At 43.0% G+C, this 21,229-nt stretch carries 15 protein-coding genes and 1 other annotated feature; of the genes, 1 reads left to right on the top strand and 14 read right to left on the bottom strand.

The annotated features are described in order from the left end of the window. Positions 1-232 precede the first annotated feature (232 nt). The 13 genes from PODO_RS30505 to PODO_RS09605 all read right to left on the bottom strand — a co-directional run bounded on the left by PODO_RS30505 (position 233) and on the right by PODO_RS09605 (position 15,305). Positions 233-1,156 (bottom strand): AraC family transcriptional regulator, encoded by a 924-nt coding sequence (locus tag PODO_RS30505; RefSeq protein WP_080742455.1) that lies wholly within the window; start codon positions 1,154-1,156, stop codon positions 233-235. A gap of 44 nt (positions 1,157-1,200) precedes the next feature. Continuing rightward, positions 1,201-2,007, bottom strand: coding sequence for a class I SAM-dependent methyltransferase (locus tag PODO_RS09665; RefSeq protein ID WP_036679449.1), 807 nt, complete (start codon positions 2,005-2,007; stop codon positions 1,201-1,203). 63 nt (positions 2,008-2,070) lie between these two features. Then, positions 2,071-2,302 (bottom strand) — a binding site (T-box leader). Positions 2,303-2,364: 62 nt separating this feature from the next. Beyond that, positions 2,365-3,618 (bottom strand): stalk domain-containing protein, encoded by a 1,254-nt coding sequence (locus PODO_RS09660; RefSeq protein WP_036679335.1) that lies wholly within the window; start codon positions 3,616-3,618, stop codon positions 2,365-2,367. A 156-nt stretch (positions 3,619-3,774) separates the two neighbouring features. Continuing rightward, complete coding sequence (locus PODO_RS09655; protein ID WP_036679333.1) at positions 3,775-4,725, bottom strand: nucleoside hydrolase; 951 nt, start codon at positions 4,723-4,725, stop codon at positions 3,775-3,777. A gap of 63 nt (positions 4,726-4,788) precedes the next feature. Further along, a complete protein-coding gene (locus PODO_RS09650) occupies positions 4,789-5,079 on the bottom strand; it encodes a hypothetical protein (RefSeq protein WP_036679330.1) in 291 nt (96 codons plus the stop codon). A gap of 117 nt (positions 5,080-5,196) precedes the next feature. Further along, on the bottom strand, positions 5,197-6,378 hold the full coding sequence (locus PODO_RS09645) for a MalY/PatB family protein (protein WP_036679326.1): 1,182 nt from the start codon (positions 6,376-6,378) through the stop codon (positions 5,197-5,199). A gap of 259 nt (positions 6,379-6,637) precedes the next feature. Further along, positions 6,638-7,741: a collagen-like protein gene (locus PODO_RS09640; protein ID WP_244886502.1), complete on the bottom strand. Its 1,104-nt coding sequence runs from the start codon at positions 7,739-7,741 to the stop codon at positions 6,638-6,640. Positions 7,742-8,022: 281 nt separating this feature from the next. After that, positions 8,023-8,676: a deoxynucleoside kinase gene (locus PODO_RS09635; protein WP_036679320.1), complete on the bottom strand. Its 654-nt coding sequence runs from the start codon at positions 8,674-8,676 to the stop codon at positions 8,023-8,025. Further along, entirely contained in the window at positions 8,673-9,296 is a 624-nt protein-coding gene (locus PODO_RS09630; RefSeq protein ID WP_036679318.1) for a deoxynucleoside kinase, read from the bottom strand. Before PODO_RS09630 ends, PODO_RS09635 begins: the two co-directional genes overlap by 4 nt. A gap of 495 nt (positions 9,297-9,791) precedes the next feature. Continuing rightward, positions 9,792-10,928 (bottom strand): carboxynorspermidine decarboxylase, encoded by a 1,137-nt coding sequence (gene nspC, locus PODO_RS09625; protein ID WP_036679316.1) that lies wholly within the window; start codon positions 10,926-10,928, stop codon positions 9,792-9,794. Between the two features lie 10 nt (positions 10,929-10,938). Beyond that, a complete protein-coding gene (locus tag PODO_RS09620; RefSeq protein WP_036679313.1) occupies positions 10,939-12,138 on the bottom strand; it encodes a saccharopine dehydrogenase family protein in 1,200 nt (399 codons plus the stop codon). A 658-nt stretch (positions 12,139-12,796) separates the two neighbouring features. Next, the gene (locus PODO_RS29970; RefSeq protein WP_051491064.1) at positions 12,797-14,290 is read right to left on the bottom strand and encodes a stalk domain-containing protein; all 1,494 of its coding nucleotides are present in this window, start codon (positions 14,288-14,290) and stop codon (positions 12,797-12,799) included. 43 nt (positions 14,291-14,333) lie between these two features. Continuing rightward, entirely contained in the window at positions 14,334-15,305 is a 972-nt protein-coding gene (locus PODO_RS09605) for a DUF4830 domain-containing protein (protein ID WP_036679308.1), read from the bottom strand. Between the two features lie 304 nt (positions 15,306-15,609). On the opposite strand from PODO_RS09605, the gene PODO_RS09600 reads away from it, so the two are divergent. Beyond that, positions 15,610-17,487, top strand: a complete 1,878-nt coding sequence (locus PODO_RS09600) for an LTA synthase family protein (protein WP_038569758.1) — start codon at positions 15,610-15,612, stop codon at positions 17,485-17,487. A gap of 70 nt (positions 17,488-17,557) precedes the next feature. Here the strand turns inward: PODO_RS09600 and PODO_RS09595 are convergent, their stop codons facing one another. Next, positions 17,558-21,160, bottom strand: coding sequence for a M14 family metallopeptidase (locus PODO_RS09595; protein WP_052096929.1), 3,603 nt, complete (start codon positions 21,158-21,160; stop codon positions 17,558-17,560). Positions 21,161-21,229: the final 69 nt, after the last annotated feature.

Below are 21,229 nucleotides of genomic sequence, written 5' to 3'. Positions count from 1 at the left end.
CAATGAATAGCGTCAGCGGAGTCCGAAATCATGTTTTGATAGCTGATAACATACAAATAACGTCATCCGAGTCCGGAAGCCTCGTGGAGTGATGGATAAACCGATACGCATTCAGGCATATATGTTACAGGTTATCTTCAAACTGGTGAAACCTATAAAACCTGGGGTTATGGGCTTTACTACCATTTCGTCCATCGAGAATGGAACTGTAATCGAGTAGTAGAGTTTGTTTTTAATGTCCACCGACACTTTTTATAGGGATATAAAGATCAACTTTTGCTTTACCTTCAGGGTCTGTATATGGATCATTCATACAAAATTCGAGCGCATACCGATCATCCGGTTCATAATCACTATTAGGTAGCCATTGACCGTACACACTTTGATAGGCAATAGCCAATTTGTCGATCGTATCATAAAACGGATATAAGGCATAAAGACCACCAGATAAAGTTTTGAACTCTACGCTCGAATCACCCTCTTTAACAAACTCTTCTGGAATGGTTATGCAGGCATCATATCTACAAGAGTATTCGTCAGTCACGCTGGGATCATCTAAAGAAATACCAATGAAGTATTCTGTTGAGGGTAAATCATTTTTCTCAACCCACTTGCTGAGTGTTCCCCATGCCTTATACGTTTCAAGATAGCTGCCAACATGCCTTACGTATGCCACTTGATAACTTGGAAGTTCTTTTACCTCAATGTTCATTTCCCATACTCTCCTTAAAAAATTATTATTTATGTTGATACTCACATCATAATTTTTAGAAGGAGACAATTCTTCCTGATTATTGCTGGACATTAACTGATAATTGCTATGTTCTTGCATTGACCTTCTCATCTCGCTTGGGGTTGTCTTAAACAGTTTCCTAAAGGATGAATTAAAACTTGAGATGGAACTAAAACCGCATAGAATTGAGATATCTAGCATGGTTTTATTGGTTGTTTCAAGATAGGTAACCGCGTGATGTAGACGTCTTTCCGTCAGATAGGTCATTGGTGTTTTATTTGTAATTGCAGAAAAAACTCTAGAAAAATGATACTTAGAAAAATTAGAAACTTCAGCTAGCGTTTCTAGATTTATCTCTTGATCTAAGTTGTCCTCGATAAAATGAAGAACCGTCTGAATACGCACCCTGTAATCATTGTTCACTAGACCTACCTCAATCCCGTGATGATAAAATGATTTTTCCTTATTTATTTTCTTCGCCCTATATACAACAGATGAGAGGAAATCCCCAAAATGGATGGATCCTTTGCTGCGTTAATGAGAAATTCAAAGAGCTCCTCATGCTCACCCCGGTCTGTCCAGTATTGTTTCTGCTCATTTGTCAGTAATGCTCCGAGGCTAGAAGAACCAATTAAATCAATGGTTCGAAATCCATTCTCCTCCATGAAAGGTTTTATATCCTCAATATTGAAGTAATAAGCTCCCGTAAACCTACCTTCATCTTTATGATTAAAAATCCCGCTATCATAAAACTCTTGTATTGAATCCATGTTGTCATTAGGCTTCCAATGTTGTGGGAACTGTAAGGATGTAAGAGTCATTCTCATCCGACTTTGAAAGGCTACAAATACGATGCCATTCTTCCTTGTCACACGAAACAATTCCTTAACTGCTAAAATCCGATCCTCTTCTTCTTGCAAATGATATAAAGGGCCTAACATCAGAGAAGCATCAAAGCTTTCGTCAGATACTCCCTCTAAACTAGTTGCATTCAGCACATGAAAACCTTTAAATTGCTCAGTTAATCCTAATTCATTAACCTTCTGCTGAGCTATTTCAACTAACTTAGGGGTAAGATCCGATAACGTTACGTTATAGCCCAGCTTCGCCAGCTCCATGGCATATTTACCGGGCCCAGCACCATTATCCAGTATAGATTGTGCGGTAGTTAAATACTGTTTTATATAATGCAGATTAATGATGAACTCCAGCGGCTCCCTATCCAATCTTCCCCACTCATCAAATTGGGAGTAATATTCAATAATATTGCCCATTACCAAAACACCGACCTTCAATTGTATTTTTTACTGTAGAGAACAGAAAAAACCTATCGCCTCCAAAGAGGCGATAGGTTTAACCTTCGCGGTACCACTCTTTTTGATCGTTGCGTATTGCTTATAATAAACAACGAATCTTAGAACCCGATTACGGAGGGTTAGCCGTTAAGATCTACTGAGGTTCGATCTTACCGCTCATGGGTGAGTTGGGGAACCTACTCCGCTGTCTTGCACCAACCGGCAGCTCTCTGGGCAGTAGTTATTCCTTAATACTCCCAATCATTACGTTTATTCCGTATTGTATTTTGACCTAGTATATATTTAGAAATTATTCCCTGTCAATACAAATTCCACTTACAGCTCTACTGACTTACCCATTTCGTTCCAGACAGGCTGTCCGATCAGACCTAAACGCCAGATCGCAATTCCTTTAAGACCATAACGTTTAGCAAGTCCTACCTTCGAATTCACTGAAGATTCGTTTTCGCTATACACAGAGATCCCGAGGATCAGCTTATCCTTACTCACTTGCTGAAGCGCAAGCCGGATGCCTTCATCAACTAAACTCATCGGCTCTGGAACTTTTTTCTCTTGTAAATAATCGTACGCCATAATGACCAAATCATCTGCAAGTGTTCCTAAAGTTTTGTAATCATATCCTTTATAAGAACTATTTAATGGATGAAGAATAACGGTAAGTTTAAGTCCTGCTGCATGTGCTTTTTGTGATAGGTTTTTAACAAAAGCATTGTAATCTGCTTGCACCTTCGCCTTATCACCTGTTAGACCTAGGCCCTCCAGATCCAGGGTAATGCCTTGGAATCCTTTTTGCGTTGCAAGATCTACGATTCCAGTAATCGTCTGTTCTTGAAGCTGCTTATCTTCCAGGTTCTTAGTTAACTCTGATGCGGTATCTCCAGAGAAGACCATCAGATAAGGAGCTGTTCCACCTGCCGCTGCATTCGTGACAATCGATTCTGGCGTTACGTCACCAGCCGCTTGAGGCCATTTGAAATCAGTCCCCGTTGTGGTGAATTGCCCGCTTTTATCAATCCCACTCCAACCAAAGGCCACAGCATCAAAATTAGGAAGTAAGGAAATCTCACTATAAGAACTCAGAGCATAGAAACCAAGAGTGTACAGCTCAGTCTTCGGCGAAGTAATAGATACGGTCTTCGTAGATTGATTCCAAGCTACACCCGCACCAAACTGCTGGCCGAAGAAGCTAAGGGGAATCATCGTTGTATCCCGGATCGTCTGCGGAGCAACTCCTAACTTCACAACCGCGCCGTTAACACCTGCATTTTTGCTGCCAAGGGTCAGGGTTACCACTTTGGTCCCTGCAGTATCTGTTTTGGTAGCCGTAATTTTCTTCTGCGCTTGATTCCACTCGACATTAATTCCCAAAGCTTCAGATATAGCTCGGAATGGCACCATCGTTGTTCCGCTCATCACAACAGGTTCTACTGGAAAGGGTAGTGGATAACCATCCAGCACAATACTAACTCCACCAGCTGTGGCTGCCTGTGTGGTATTGTGGAATAAAGCCGTGGTGCCTCCTAGCGAAATAGCCAAACATAATACTAATTTACCGATTCGCTTGTTCATGAATGATAAGTCTCCCTCTTCTATGATATGAAGTCTAATCTTGTAAACTCTTATATGTCCTCTACCATTTTACCAAAGATTATCCAATTGTAAAATTAATAGATTGTCATCTATGAGCTTCGAAATTATTTTTCATATTAGAAGAGGTCGGCAAAATTACATAAACACGCTCAAAAAGGTTCCCACTGCTCGTTCAACATCTACATCCACTGCAACTTGTATAGGTTTACCTACTTTTGGCTGAGCCCGCAAGTCCGCTACGACCATTCCCGATGTAAACTCACCTTTGTGCTCCACACGAACATTCATCTCTTTGTAGGTTACTAGATCTGGTTGCAGCGCAACCATAAGTGCGAGTGGATCATGCAGCGGTGCGCTGTTGATCAAAAAGTTCGCTTCACGATAGAAATTAAAATAATGAGTAAGCGATTGTTCCATGAACGAAATGATCGCTTTATTTTCTTCACGTCCAAAACGGTTTAATAAATCGATATGCTCTTGGGTAATCCGCGTCTTAAGCGTAACGTCTAGACCCACCATCATAACAGGAAGTCCAGATGTAAATACATGATCAGCAGCTTCCGGATCCCCAGCAATATTCGCTTCCGCAACCGGTGTTCTATTGCCGGGATTGAAGATCGTACCGCCCATCACCACTACTTTTTTCAAAGTATTCTTAATACCAGGGTCCATGTCAAGCGCCATAGAAAGGTTAGTTAGATGTGCCAGTGTGACTAATACAATCTCTCCGGGATTCTCATTAGCCATCCGAACAATAAACTCAGATGCAGTTTCGCTAATGGGACGCTGGCTGGCTGGAGCAATTTCCACATTACCAATACCGTTCTCACCATGCACATGAGTGGCGTAGCCTGAGTGCTCACGAACAAGTGCCTTGGATGCTCCGATCGCTACAGGAATCTCATAACCAGGCTTAGCAAGCTCAATTAGCCGCAGTGAATTGTCCGCCGCCTTTTCGACATCAATATTCCCAAAAACGGTTGTAATTCCTTCTACAATTACGTTTGGAGCGCGTAAGGCATATAGAATCGCCAGTGCATCGTCAATACCTGTGTCTGCATCAATAATAATTCGTGTTTTGCTCATTTATGTTCTCTCCCATTATGCTTTTTTCATAAAAGTTATCATATCACGGCCAACGAGGATCGCTCAATTCTTATTCAATTCCTGTTCTTTAAAGGCTTCAATAAACCGCTCGGGATCACACTCTATCAAATAAGCATACACACCCTTACTCGTGTGCAGATAGAACATGCCGCCCATATCCCCCATTGAACGATAAGACATATCGAAAATATCTTTTAGCGGGAATTCCCGATGACGAGTTACAATTCTATCTTGATATAGATACATTAGCCGATTGGAAGCAACACTTCGTTGTTCTCCATCCCTAATTTCTCGTTGTATCTTATAATACGGAAGCTGGGCTACCCATTTCATTTGCAGTCCTCCTGCTTGTCGTAATGGACTCCATTTTATTATTCTTTTTACCCTATTGCAAAATAAAGAAGCTTAACGACCCCATTAGCGGAATCATCAAGCTTCAGTAATCACCGTTTATTTCTTTGTATAAGCTGCGGCTGCCTTGCAAAAGCGTTCCAATGCCTCAACTAACGTAGATCTCGGACAAGCCAGATTGATCCGCAGATGGCCTTTGCCCTCTGTTCCAAAAACAGAACCTTCATTAAAAGCAACTTTAGCCTCTTTGTGCATCAGCTGCTTCAGACCGTCTATTTCCAAGTTCAGTTCGCGGCAATCTACCCATAACAGGTAGGTTCCTTGCGGCTGCATCACATGAACCTGTGGTAAATGCTCCGACAAATAGCTAATAGTATAATCCACATTATCTGATACATATTGTAACAGCTCATCCAGCCATTCTTCTCCGTCGTTGTAAGCGGCTTGTACTGCTCCTTGCGCGAAGAAACTAGCCATATGTAAGCTCAAGGCTTTCATTTTTTGATCAAATTTACGTTTCAATTCCGGATTCGAGGACACGATAAAAGAGGATTGAAGCCCCGGAAGATTGAAGGTTTTGGTCGCGGCAAGTGTGGTTAACGTAATATTGGCAATTTCCTCAGACAAAGATGCAAAAGGAATATGCTCATACCCTGGAAGCGCCAAATCACAATGGATCTCATCAGAGATAACTGTCACTCCGTGGCGCAAGCACAGTTCACCGAGCTTCAACAGTTCTTCTCTTTCCCATACTCTACCGCCTGGATTATGCGGACTGCATAACAGCAGCAGCTTAGCTCCACCCAACATCAGCCCTTCCAACTGCTCATAATCCATCTCAAAGCGCCCATTACGGACGATAAGCGGATTCTTGGCAACCTTCCGGTCATTCATCTGGATGACATCATAGAAGGGATAATAAACTGGCGATTGTAAAATAACCTCGTCCCCAGGCTCAGTAAAAAGTTCAACAGAGAGGCTTAAGGAAGTTACAATTCCGGGAGAATCTGAAATCCACTCCGGTTTGATCTGCCAATCATGCCGTCTTTTAAACCATGACGTGATGGCTTCTTTATAAGTATCACTAGGTACACTGTAACCGTAAACTCCTTGTTCTGCGCGGCGCAGAATGGCTTCCTTCACTGCGGGAGGACTTTCAAAATCCATGTCTGCCACCCAAAGCGGCATAATATCCTTCTCACCAAACAACTTCTCGGATTGGTCCCATTTGTAAGAGCTAGTATTACGGCGGTCAATTACGCGATCGAAATCATACTTCAACTAAAGTCACCTCATCCTTATAAACTTATCTTTTATTGTATCATGAGGAAAGCGATATGGCATCTTAAGATAGAATCAAAAGAATTCACATAAATAGATGATTAATTTCAAGTCGTTAGACGATAGAAAAACAATAGAATGTTAATAGTAAATACTCTGAATAAAGAGGAGGACCTTCGTTCGTCCTCCTCTTTACAATAATCATAAGTAAAATCACCAATATTAAGGTGACCAACTTATCTATACGAAATACACCTTATTACGCTAATTGTGTAATAACGAGATGTGCTGAAACAGATCTTGTTCCTCCAGCGAGAGGAGTAATAGTAAGTGCAGTAGAGTTACCAGCAGGATTCCGAACGGTCAGGATGGTGTTAATAACCGTTGTTTGCACTATAGCCATTTCTACGATTTGTGATGTACCTGTTGCGCGTCCAACTACAGTATAGGCGAGATCCGCGCCATTAAGAGTCAAGATGAGTTGTCCTGCTTCGGTTACACTAACCTGAAACAACACCTGATAAGTCCCTATTGCTGCTAAATTAAAAGAACTAGGACCCGTTCGTGCAATTGTCGTCCCGCTGGTAGGTCCGTTTTGAGGAAAACTTACGTCTGTGCCCGGTGCTACAGTTGCTGCATTATCAGGAGGCATTAGGGCAAAAAAATCAGCAAAACCTAATACACCTCCTGGTGCTCCGGTTGCCCCCGGTGCTCCAGCTGCTCCCGGCGCTCCGGTTGCTCCCGGTGCTCCTGCTGCTCCCGGTGCTCCGGCCGCTCCCGGTGCTCCGGTTGCTCCAGCTACTCCTGGTGCTCCTGGCGCTCCTGGCGCTCCTGGTGCTCCTGTTGCTCCTGTTGCTCCCGGTGCTCCCGGTGCTCCTACAAAACCTTGTGGTCCTATAGCTCCTGCAGGACCAGGTAAACCTTGCGATCCCTGAGGACCTACAACTCCTTGGGCACCCGGCACGCCTTGGGCACCCTGAGGACCAACGGGTCCCGCTACACCCTGTGGACCAATCGCTCCCGCTGGCCCTGGTTCACCTTGAGGTCCTTGGGGTCCTGGAGGTCCGCCGGCGGGTCCTGGAGGTCCTTCAGCTCCTTGGAGTCCTCGTGCTCCTTGAGCTCCGGGAACGCCTTGGGCCCCTTGTATTCCTTGGAGTCCTTGTGCTCCTTGCGGCCCTTGCGGTCCTGTAGCACCAACGACTGTCGGTGTAGTAACATTCACTTCTGGTGGAGGACAAGTGACTTTTACAATCTTCTTAATAACTTTTCGACGATGTTCTTTTCTTTTTCTTTTCGAAGGAAATACAGTGGCGACTTTTTTCTTATGACACTTTTTATCGTCTGGACAACTCAATGCGTACACCTCCCTATAAATATAGTTCAGTGTACGCATCTTACTAATTTTAGACATGGACCAATAACTAGTTTCTATTAGACTGGAACCTATTTTCATAAAAAAGGGCTAATAAAGTAGGAGGTGGCCCTTAAGTACATTACAATGTCCACACCATTTTATTTTCTTTTCGTATTTTATGATTAGGACAACTGACACTTCCCTATTAGGCCCAAATCATAGATTTGGGTTTTTTTATGAGCACATAAAAAAACAACCCCCAAACCACGGGAGCTGCTAATCATCAACTATTATATTTTATCAACAGGCTTACGAATGGTGTTGCCTACCTTCGTGAGAATATCCGCCATTGATGCCGAGTCATTTACGTCATAATCATCAATGTTCAGACGAAGCACTGGGCAAGCTGTAAACTCATTGATCCATTTCGAATATCTGCCATGCATATGCTCCCAGTAGGATACGTCCGTTTGAATTTCCATCTCGCGGCCGCGTTCATTAATTCGCGCTAAAATAGAAGGAAGACTGCCTTCAATATAAATCAGCACATCAGGGTGCGGGAAATAGGGTGTCATGACCATGGCTTCATACAAGCTTGTATAGGTTTCATAGTCTGTCTTGGACATCGTGCCTTGATCCGCATGCATTTTAGCAAAAATACCAGTGTCCTCATAAATCGAGCGATCTTGAACAAAACCACCGCCCATTTCGAACATTTTCTTCTGTTCTTTAAAACGTTCGGCTAGGAAATAAATCTGTAGATGAAAACTCCATCTCTCAAAATCATGATAGAACTTTTCAAGATAAGGATTATGATCAACTTGCTCCAGCGAGGTTTGAAAATCTAACCTTTTAGCCAAAGCACCTGTTAAAGTGGATTTCCCCACCCCCACGGTTCCTGCCACGGTAATTATGGCGTTAGCTGGGATGTTATATGGATTCATTTCATTAGCTCCTTTATGTGAGAGGCAATTTCGACGAAGTGTTCTGGGTTCTCCACGAAATCGACTGCATTTCCATCTATGGTAATAATAACGGTAGACGGCTCTTGAATCGCTAGAGAGCCCATCGCATCATCATAATCTTCTATCAATTGCTGCAAATACGCAGTATCCATATCCCCTTCAAAAGGGCGTCCGCGTTTGGCGATTCTTTTTAACAAGGTATCGAGATCTGCTTTTATATAGAGAATAATATTTGGCTTCGGCAGGTCATCCGTCAGCACATGATAGATTTGTCGATACTTTTCTCGTTTCGTTCCCTTCAGCGTTCGTTCCCCAAAGATAAGGTTCTTATAAATATGATAATCCGAGATCACCGGTTTACCTTTATCTATGTACTGAGTTACTGTATCTTCAAGCTGCTTGTACCGATTACAGAGAAAAAACATCTCCAGTTGAAAGCTCCAGTCATCCATGTTCTGATAAAATTTAGCCAGAAACGGATTCTCATCCACAATCTCCTTAATAATCGGTAAGTTTAATTCCTCTGCAAGCATCGAAGCTAATGTTGTTTTTCCAGCCCCGATCGGGCCTTCCACTGCAATAAACGGTGCATGTTCCATTGATGCTGACTTCCTCCTCAGATACGGACCCTTCAATAACTAATTTTAAAAAACAGACTAAATTATTGTATCACATGAGACCTTACTTGTGAGCGGCTAATTATGAAGAAACTTTTCCAGTAATACAAGTGTCCAACTGTAAGATAAACGCATATATAAGAGAGTTATTCCTCTGAAAAATCGGTTCGACATCTATCTTCTCCCCACGAGGATGAATCGGACCGAGGAGACTCTATTTCCGAAAAATCGGCTGTTTCAGCATACAATCGGACTCAGTTGCAGCTATTCTACCAAATGCGCCCTAATAATAGTCACTATCCGACCAATAAGAGCTATACAGTCCATAACCTTAGCTAAATGAGCTAATAAACAACAATAGTTGCCATACGGTCCTTTAGGATCACTCCTCTTTTCCTAGATGTCATCGCGCATTCAAAGGACTGGAACCATAGCAAAAAAGGTGTCCCTGAAGGGACACCTTTTTAGATCATTCTATTAAGATAAACGTCCGCTGAAATCTTCGAAAGCGAACTGTTTGATTACTTTAATTCCCTCTTCGTCATTGTAGCTGACGATAGCTGGCAGATTCACGCCGTTAAACATATGGTTCTTCACCATAGAATAATGCGCCATATCTAGGAATACGAGTCTATCGCCGTATTTCAAAGGCTCCTTGAAGGAATAATCTCCAATAACATCTCCGGCTAGGCAAGTCATTCCACCTAATCTGTACGTATAAGGATATTCCCCAGGTTGTCCAGCATCGATAATGTTCGGACGGTATGGCATAGCCAGTACATCTGGCATGTGGCATTCAGCCGAAGTATCAAGAATCGCAATGTCCATACCGTTATGCATAACATCCAGAACGGTAGCTACCAAATATCCAGTATTAAGCGCAACGGCCTCACCTGGCTCCAGATAGATTTCCACACCGTAAGTCTCTTTCATATGCAAAATGCAGCGGACAAGGGTCTCCAGATCATAATCGGGACGTGTAATATGATGACCGCCACCAAAATTAAGCCATTTCATCCCTTTGAGATAAGGTCCGAACTTCTCTTCGACTACTTTGAGCGTACGCTCCAGTGTGTCTGAATTTTGTTCGCACATGGTATGGAAGTGTAATCCATCAATTCCCTCAAGCTCTTCAGGTCTAAAGTTAGGGAGAGTTACTCCCATTCTGGAATAATTGTAGCATGGATCATACAGCGGAACTTCGATCTCGGAATACTCCGGATTCACCCGAATGCCGCAGCTGATATGCTTCGGTGCATTTTTCACACGATCCTTGAATCGATTCCACTGGTCAAAAGAATTGAACACAATGTGATCCGAGTATTCAAGAAGCTCATCGAATTCACTTTCCACATAAGCTGGTGCGTAGACATGAACCTCTTTGCCCATTTTTTCATAGCCAAGTCTGGCTTCGAATAAGGAGCTGGAAGTTACGCCATGCAAGTACTTGCCAACTAGCGGATACAAGGAGTGCATTGAGAAGCCTTTTTGCGCGAGCAAAATCTTAGCTCCTGTACGTTCTTGTACAGAATTCATAATCTCAAGATTGCGGGTAAGCAATCTTTCATCTACAAGGTAACATGGTGACGGGACAACGCTGATATCAATATCCATCAATCGCGCCTTAATCTAGCAGCGTTGGCGAGAAATCTTCTTGCCAAGGCAGACCATGTTTATTCAAAGCTTCCATGAATGGATCTGGATCGAACTCTTCTACGTTGTACACGCCTGGTTTCTTCCAGATTCCTTTTATAATTAACATTGCTCCGATCATTGCAGGAACGCCTGTAGTATAGGAAATGGCTTGGGAGCCAACCTCTGCATAACATTCTTCATGATCGCAAACGTTGTATACATAATAAGTTTTTGGCTTACCGTCTTTAGTACCTTGGATGATACATCCAATGTTAGTTTTACCTTTTGTTCTTGGTCCCAGGGAAGCCGGGTCAGGCAGCATTGCCTTCAAGAATTGCAAAGGAACGATCTCTTTGCCTTCGTACATGATAGGCTCGATAGAAGTCATACCCACATTCTCAAGCACTTTCAAGTGAGTCAGGTAGTTCTGCGAGAAAGTCATCCAGAAACGGATCTTCTTCACGCCCTTGATATTAACAGCCAAGGATTCCAACTCTTCATGGTACAAAAGATAAATATCTTTAGGTCCGATTTCCGGAAGATCGTAAACCTTCTTCTCAGAAAGTGGTGCGGTTTCAATCCACTCGCCATTCTCGAAATAACGGCCATTAGCTGTAATTTCACGAATATTGATTTCAGGATTAAAGTTTGTAGCGAATGGATATCCATGATCGCCAGCGTTGGCGTCTACAATATCAATGGTATGGATCTCGTCAAAATAGTGTTTTTGCGCGTAAGCCGTGAACACGCCAGTTACACCTGGGTCAAATCCACTGCCGAGCAAAGCGGTAAGGCCAGCTTTCTCAAATCTTTCTTTGTAAGCCCACTGCCAGGAATATTCGAATTTCGCTGTATCTTGTGGTTCATAATTGGCAGTATCCACATAGTGCACTCCTGTTGCCAGGCACGCATCCATGATCGTCAGGTCCTGATATGGGAGAGCGACATTAATAACGACATCCGGCTCAAAGCTCTTGATCAGTTCAATGACTTCGTCCGTGTTATCTGCATCGAGCTGAGCAGTAGAAATCTTCGTGCGGCCTCCGGCTAATTTATCTTTCAGAGCGTCACATTTCGCGACAGTTCTGCTGGCAATGCAGATCTCTTCAAATACATCCGGGTTCTGGCAGCATTTATGAACAACAACACTTGCTACGCCGCCAGCGCCAATAATTAACGCTTTTCCCAAAATAAAAACCTCCTAAAATTCCATTTGCAAAATCAACAAGGCTGATTATACATAATATTTTTGAATAAATCAATAAAAACCGACAAAAAATGATGTGTTTTGTGTAAAATCTCTAAGAAATCTTGTTAATACTCTTAAATGCTCATATTTCCTCGATTATCCACGTGTATAGATCAGGTGTTTTGCTGGAACAGAGTGGATTTTCAGAAACTAGAGCAACTAGATTATTCTATCACAAGAGGGTTATACTTCATACGATTTATTTTAAAATCAATGAAAAACCTCACCATCCTTTCAACTCCGCGTAAAGACGTACAGTTCCCACCCATTCCGATCAACAGCACTGCAACAAATACAAAGAGGCCGTAATATATACTCTTACCCGTTTTTGTCGCAATATTAATCGTTGTTGCTATGCCCATCCGTTTCGTGACCAGAATTGAACGACCATTGGGATAATTATAAGTTGTCCCATTTTTCCAATATTCATCATCATCCGTATAAAGAATCCTCGAAAAGATTCCCGCACACATTCTTCAAAATCGCGTACGCTTTGTTTACCGTTATTGCATTTCCCTCTAAATCTTCTGCCTTCCACGCAAAAAGCTGAACTCCCCAGAAGGAGAATTCAGCCTAAAGCTTCTAATAAATAGTCAACTTATTTATTGGAATTTATTCGAACTGCATAAGCATCTGCATCCCATTCTACCTGCGCCCCCAGCATTTCGCTTATCAATCTGAGGGGTACATAAACGCTATCATTAATGAAGACCGGTTTTTGATCTGTTGCTATTACCTTTCCATTAACAGTCGTTTGTCCAGTTACCGAATTCAAGATCAGAGTTGTAGATCCCTTTACAGCGACCACAGCTCTCGATGGAACATCCCAACGAACATTAACTCCCATCTGCTCGAAGACTCCTCTTAAAGGAACATATGTCGAATTATTAATTAGTAGTGGCGGCATAGTCAGTTCCATTTCATTCCCATTCAACAATACTTGAATAGATTTCTTCACGAGCTGAGGCGTATTCACCTCGATCTCTCTGACCCCCAGACCCGTCTGCCCAAATTCATTTGCTCCCCAGGCAAGGACATGACCATCTTTTAAGAGTACATAATGATTTCTGCTCCCTTTAGAAATGGAAACTGCATTCTGAATACCCTTAGACTGTGTAACATTAATCTTGTTCTTATCGCCAACCGTCCACTGCCACACGGTCCCATCCGCCTTCACTGCGGAATCTGTTGTCAGCGAAATGACGTCTGTAAGTCCTGGAACCTGAACAGTCTTTAGAGCTTCTCCCAGATATGGATCTATGTAATTATTCCAAATCCATACTGTACCATCCCATCTCAATGCCGCCCCATAAAGTCCATAGGCTCCATCCATATCAACCGCTCTATATTCTCCGCTTCCTTTAATAAGCGTAGGCTTTAAGATTACGCCTTTTTGCGTTCCCAGCGGTTGCTGCGATCCCCACACCCATACCTCTCCACCATTACCAAGAGCCACTGAATTATTCGATCCCGCTGCTATAGACAGGACGGAGGGTAGTCCCTTCACCTGCACCGGGGTTAGCTTGTTTTTCCGCGAATCGTCACCGAGTTCACCTTGTTCATTGCCTCCCCACGCCCAGACCGTTCCATCTTTAAGAAGAGCTAAGCTAAAGGTGCCCCCCGCAGAAACAGCTTTCACATCTGTTAGCCCTTGCACTTGAACAGGCTCTACAAGAATCTTAGAGGACTGTGTTCCAATGCCAAGTTGTCCATGCTCGTTCCCCCCTACTGCCCACACTGTTCCATCGTCCTTCAACATCAAGTTATGGCGATAACCACCTGAGATTTGCTTTACATGATCGATATGCATTTTGACGGGAGTATACGCTGGTGTGGTCGCCCCATTACCAATAGAGCCGTACCCACCACCCCACACCCAGGCTGTTCCATCCGCAGTGATGGCATAGGCACTTCTGTCACCAGCGTCCAGTTGGGTGATGCCAGACAATAATTTCTTTTCTTCAGTTGGGTTCACAACACTATCTGCTGCTGCCACTAAGGGTGAAACCATTGCCAAGCTAAGAACAGTCCCAACAACAACTCTACAAATCCGACTTACCTGCACTTTTGACATCAAGCTTTGTTTAAACACTTGAGATCACTCCTTTTTATTAAAAAATAGATAACGCAACAACTCACGGTCCCGTCCCAAAACCTCCAATCTTCCAGCCGTTAGCGTGTTTGGTCAACACTGCAAAGCGAGTTTCCCGGCCATCTGGGGTATTAAAGACAGGATTTAGTGATTTCATATACAGATCGACCACAATATTTAACGTTGTGCGATCGCCGATGTCTTTGATTTCAGAGCCAGTATCATAATCCATCACTTTATAAGAGGTAGGCTTAGCCTCAACAATACTTTCACTGAGAGCATTTTCACCACCAAAACCCGGGTTATAGAGTTGATGTGCTTGACGGTTAACCGTCAATGCAGTGAGTAAGGCATTAGGATTCAAACATGCGCGGGCACGGGTATGATTACCGTCCTGAATAGCCTGAAAAAAAGCATCCAGCAGCTCGAAATGGTCTAATGAGGCTAAGTCACCATTCTCACCTTCCTCATCAAACAAACCTTCTCTCTCCGTCCACTCCTCAAATGTAAGTCCTGTAATGTCGGTCAAGCTACGCTTCTTAATAGACGGGCCGATACTTTGAATATTAAATTCCAGCCACGCACCAACGGTATTCCCTGATTGCACAAGCAAAACGAGATTCGAGGGATAAGAAAATTCTTTTTGTTCGCCAGAACCAGGTAAACCATCGACTAAGGAATACCGCTGTACCTCTACCGTGGCACCCTTCAGGAGGGTCAAATCCAATCCGGCATCTTTAGAGAACTCATTCGCTAATCGCCAGTAAAGTCCCACTGGATACTCCCCCAGCTTAACCTCCCAGTTCTGTGGTACCTCAACTGCAAATGTATCCGGATGGTTCTGAACTTTATAATCCAGTGTTAGCAAAAAGTCTTCGGGAACCTGTGGTACAGACGTTGAAGCTATAGAGCCAGAAGGCTCCACACCAATGGAGTTCTCCCCTTGATTACAACCTGAATTTAAGAGCACAAGAAAACAAATCGTTACCATCGTTATGAACTGCCGCTGGGTCATCTAATTCCCGCCTCTCTAATCACTCCTCTATATTTAGACTGAGGAATATTATACAAAGTTGCGGGAAACTGGAAATTATTAAAATCATTTTATACGCATAGGACCCTGTAGTTTGGGATTGGCGTTGATTTTACCTGCTTATGCGGCATAAATCGCTTGTTGCTTCACTCTAGGACTCTCGTCCACCTTTTGACACTTGATAACTTCGGGAGCATAATAAGCTTCGGCATATTGCAACGGATTTCCATGAAATACAGGTATATGCAGGACCTTGGTGTAATTGCATCAGAGAGGATGATAACGAGTGAAAAAAGATTTTGATATAAAAAACAAACCCTTCCTAGTCTTTAGCTTCGTCCTGCTGCTAAAATGCGCAGTGGCCTGGTTCGTAGTTTTTAGCGACGGTCCTATCTGGAGCATGCTGCTGACAGAGATCCCATTTTTCTTTATCGTATTTGGACTTATTGAATGGATGGCTTCCAAACGAAAATTTCTGTATTACATGATAGCCAACCTATTGATTTCAGTCATATATTTCGCCGTCCTAATGTATTACAAATATTACGGTGTAATTGCTACTTATCATGCCTTGGAACAAGCAGATAAAGTAACTAAGGTGGGAGAAAGCACATACTCGTTGCTGGACCCTTACTATTTGTTCATTTTTGTGGATATTGTAGTGTTCATGTTTTTTATGTTCCGTCCGAAATATATTGCGATCTGGAAAGAAAGAGGTATGAACCGCCGCATGAACCGGACCGCTTTGTTTGGGATCATCAGTGTTTCCTTAGCAGTTTGTGTCTTTAATGTTTGGCCGAATCATGCCAGTATGAACGAGAACAAAAAAGCGGAGAGTATGGGGATTCTTAATTACGAGGTCTATACTATTTTTGCCGATACAAGGGAAACAGAAGAAATAATCGACAGCAAAGAAATCACGCAACCATCCATTAACGAGACCAAAGGAATTACAGAGCCTGTCTCACCGAAGTACTGGGCGGCAGCTCAAGGTAAAAATCTAATCGTGGTACAAATGGAATCTTTTCAGAACTTTTTGCTGGACCTGAGCATTGACGGACAGGAAGTAACACCCAATCTAAATAAGCTTTTGAAAAGCGAACATTATTTCAATAACTTCTATACTAATGCCGGGCAAGGAACAACTTCGGATGCTGAATTTGTGGTGAATACTTCGTTGTACGTTCCTCATCACGAGGTAGCCACTTCATCCAATTATATGGATAAGGCGCTTCCGAGCCTGCCTAAGCTGATGAAAGCTAATGGATATAATACAGCAACCTTTCACACCAATAGCGTAGAATTCTGGAACCGCAAAACTCTATACAAAGTCCTAGACTTTGATAAGTATTACGATCAAGCGTTCTATGGGGATGGTGATCATATCGCATTCGGTGCTTCTGATGAGGTACTCTATGCCAAGACTGTGCCTGAATTAGTCAAAATGGATGCTAAAGATGATCCTTTTTATGCAATGGTCATTTCTATGAGTGCTCATCACCCTTATAAAATGCCAGAGTCAAAAAATAAAATGACGCTGCCTAAACGGTATGAAGGTACCCTAGTTGGCAACTATATTCTAGCTCAAAATTACGCAGATTATGCAATGGGACAATTTCTGGATCAATTAAAGTCCAGTGGTCTATGGGATGATAGCGTCATTGTCTTTTACGGGGACCATCAGGGTGTATCGCTATATTCCCTTGATGGCAACGAGAAATCGTTAATGGAAGAAATGGTCGGTCACGAATATAGTTATACCGATATGTTCAACGTTCCTTTCATCGTACATGCGCCAGGGGTAGGTCAACCTACGGTCTACAGCCAAACTGGCGGCCAGATCGACATTATGCCAACTGTAGCTAACCTGTTAGGGATTTCAATGAAAGATCAGCTCTACTTCGGAGAAGATCTGATGAACCAACAGACCAACATGCTCCCTGTCAGACACTTTTTGCCTACCGGCTCTTTCATTAATGACACAAGCATGTATTTGACTGGTGTCGATTACGATGATGGAGACAACTTTAATCTAATCGATGGCTCTGAAACAGAGGGCGGTTCGACAAAAGAACAATTTGACGCCGTTCAGCGGCTTCTAAATATGTCTAACAGCTACATTCAACAACTGCCGGATTTACCATCTACGGATAATGCAGAGTAACTATAAAAAGAATGCCCCTCAGCCAAATAGCTGAGGGGCATTCTTGTATTATTTTATAAGTATCTAAAACTTAATTAAGCTTCAACATCCTATCAATAATCACTGCTGCTTGAGCACGGTTGGCAATGTTTTTAGGACCGAAGGTATCCGCAGTCAGACCTTGCACAATACCTTCCTGAGTTAGTAATGCCACCGCTTCTTTACCGTAAGCAGCGATTGTTGCCTGGTCTTTAAAGTTAGCCAAAGCGGCATTTGTATCACTTACCGACTTGCCTTTAAATTTCTTAAGTGCATTGGATACAATGATTGCCATTTCCTCGCGTGTAATCGCACGGTTAGGATCAAACCTTCCATTGCCTACACCGTTAATCAATCCGTTCTTGACCCCGGATGCAATGTATCCGTAAGACCAGTCAGAAGCTTTCACGTCACTGAAGGCAGCGGTTGATTTCACATCAAGCAGATCAAAAGCTCGCACGATCATGGTAATAAACTCGGCACGCGTCACCTCTTTAAGCGGAGCAAAGGAATTATCGCTCACTCCTTGCAGGATCCCTTTTGCCGCCAGCTCTTGAATTGCCGATACTGCCCACGCCACCTTACCTAGATCCGTGAAGTTAGAACCTATTGGGTTTGGTGTTGCAGACGGCTGCACAGTTGGAGTTGGAGCTGGCGTTGGTGTTGCAGACGGCTGCACGGTCGGTGCAGGTGTTGATGTTACAGATGGCTGCCACGGTGTCGAAGGTGTTGTTGGCTCTGGTTCATTCACCCCGTTATCCATACCATCCTCTTTAGTCGCCGCTGGAGCAGCAGCATAGATTGAATTGGCAAGCAATCTGAATTGATTTTGCGGATGATATTTATTCATCAGATCATTCGCAAATAACGTCACATGGATGTTGTCTGTATTGTAAGTAAGCGCCAATACTTGGTCTTGTGCAGCCTCGTTATTCGGCCACCAGCCTGCTTTGAAAAAGTCAGCTCCTGATCCGTATTTCGCCAAGATCTCTGCGCCTTCAGGCACTTTTGTAATATAAGCCGCGGAAACTGTGTAGAGGTATTCGCTATCGGCATAAGGCGCTGTAATTACATTGTCCTGAGAGACCTCAGCCTTAAACAATCCCTCATGAGCATCTTCTTTACCATCCTTATTGACCGGAGTTGAATAGTCCAGTCCAGGGAGGACCTTAAGCCCTTTAACAGTTTTTAGCATCGTTCTTCCATAACCGATAAACGGTTTACCTGTAGCAATCAGATTCGTTCCCGAATTGATTAGAACATCTGCTGCCACTGTATCCGTAGTTACGTTAAACCCAAGATCCTTCAGCATAAATGCAGTCGCTCCTGCAATAGCTACCTTAGGAGCCTTAAGCAATTTACCCGTTCTGTTCTCTGCAGCACTAAACGGCACAATATCCAGCAGATATTTAGACGATACCGTTCTAAGATTGGATCTGGAAACAAGGAAACTTCCCTTCTCGTAACCCGTCCCCCCATTCTCCAGCAGTGTCACTGCCTTATGGTTGGCTAGCAGCTCATTCACAGCTTTTATCGCATCATTGTTGCTGTTTTTAATCACATAATTTTGCTCGAACGGAGATTGATCCAGATTCGTACTAGGGATCGTTACACCGCTAACCTCTTCTGTCTTCCCAGTGAATGCTCCTACAGAACGGCTAATATATCGGTCAAAACCACGCATAGCCGAGAAATTCTGTACCGTATCGGAATACATCTCATTAAAATCCGAGACATCTAGTCCATCATACAAGACAAGATTCGCATAACCTCTTTTGGCTTGATGCATATTCACCACATAGGTTCCAGCCGGATAGACTACAGAATCTACAGTTACACTGGCTGTTGTCCGTTCTACTTTCACATTGTTACGCAGTAGGTACTGAACCATTTTGTAGGTTTCCAGATCATTTTTTTGCAAATCTTTTGCAACCGGAAGAATGTAATACTCAGGGAAGAAATTCGTATTCTCATCTACCCCTGGACGTCCAATAGACTCATTCTGTGCATTGATTAGATAATCTTTAACAGCAGCATTAGTATTCTCATTTTGGATACCCCGTTTGAAGATTTCCAATTGATTCAGGAACAGTTCCTGCTTGTTGTTGATCACATAATCGGTGGCCCCCAAAGCCGCATAATAAAAGGCATCCAGTGAATCTTCATTCAATTCAGGCACTTCAATGGTATGCCCAAGTGCTCCTTGATGCATGGCATATACAGCTGTGTAGGCTGGCGAAGCATCATCCCAACCTGTTGCATTCGTTCCTTTATAGTTCGGATCCTGTTGTGTTTTTTCGTATTCTTCATAAGGGATATGGTAGGAATCATATTTTGTATTAGCAATCCCCGCCTTACCCATGGCATTTGCTTGCTCAAGCATACTTGGCATTACAAGATCATATTCAATGTTAGGATCATGAGGTGGTGTGCAAGGCTCAATCAAGAAGCCACTTACAAATCCATGCATGTCCAAAAAGGTAAGCGGCGTCCACTTAGCAATTTGTGCAGTTACCGCTTGTGTCTCAGGTTGGGTCTGGTAAGAGTTGTCCCGATTTGGATCAAGCAGCGTTGAAGTTTGACGCGTGTTTAACGCGCGACCGTCAGGATTCTCTACATAATCAAGCAGGAAAATCACATGGTCAAGCGCTTCGTCGATGTTCAGAACTACCTTTTTCGGATTTCCATTCTCATCAGTGGTATCATAGGTGACAATTTGCTGTGTCATCAGCGTATCCAAAAACTTAATGATTACATCGACACCATTGGCTTCATCGGCATGAATGTTATTCAACCAAATAGGTACCTTATAATTCTGCAGATCCCCGTCGTTAATTTTCTTTTGCAGGGCTTCAGGATCATTCATCATAAGCGGTAAGGTCTCGTTCAAATATTGATCTACTGAGGACTTATCCTTAGCAACAATAGAGAAATGAATGGCACGACCTTGAGTTGAGGTCCCAATTTGCTGATACTCTACATATCGATCATATTTATTATTGCTTTCAGCAGTAATCCTATCGATCGCGGGTTTAATCTCATCATATGTATGATAGGTTTCATATGGATTTAGTTTGACTTGCTGCTCTACCAGCACATCTCCAGCAGGTAATGTCCCGATTAGATTATAAATTCCCACTCGTTTGACGTACTCTGCACGTATACCCGTTAGTGAGAGATTCTCTCCGTACAGCAAATCAAAATGAATTAAAGCCTTTACTTTTGAACCTGAGATCGGCTCATATGTCACTGTTACGAAAGGATTACCTGAATAATCTTTCGCATCTTTATTCCATTTTTTCCACTCTGCCAGCGGCTTCATCTCTTCCGCCGTTCTGCCAAAATTCCAGATGATATCTTGAGGCGATGCCCCATCAGGAAGATCTAAAGTCAATTCTAATGTTCTAGCTTCCGTCATAGAAGCTTTGTATACTTCTGTGGAAACTGTCGCCGCTATTTGTTCATAGACAGCAGTCGCTACCGTAGTTTGTTCTGAAGAAAGCACCGCTGGGTCAGCTGTGTTCTCCGTAGAAACCGGAGCAACAACCGCCTGCGGGTTAATTTCGGTTGCAACTTCACCTGCATATGCAGCTGGAAGCAGACCCGACATCATAAGTGTAAAAGCTAGTAATAAAGATAGTATTCTCTTGGACATTTTTTACCTCCTATAATTTTGTCTACTTTCACCCCAAATTGAATGAATATACACTTATATGAATCTGTA

Origin of the sequence: Paenibacillus odorifer, assembly GCF_000758725.1 — a bacterium.
Classification (GTDB): domain Bacteria; phylum Bacillota; class Bacilli; order Paenibacillales; family Paenibacillaceae; genus Paenibacillus_AQ; species Paenibacillus_AQ odorifer.
This window is presented reverse-complemented; position numbering and strand designations above follow the sequence as displayed.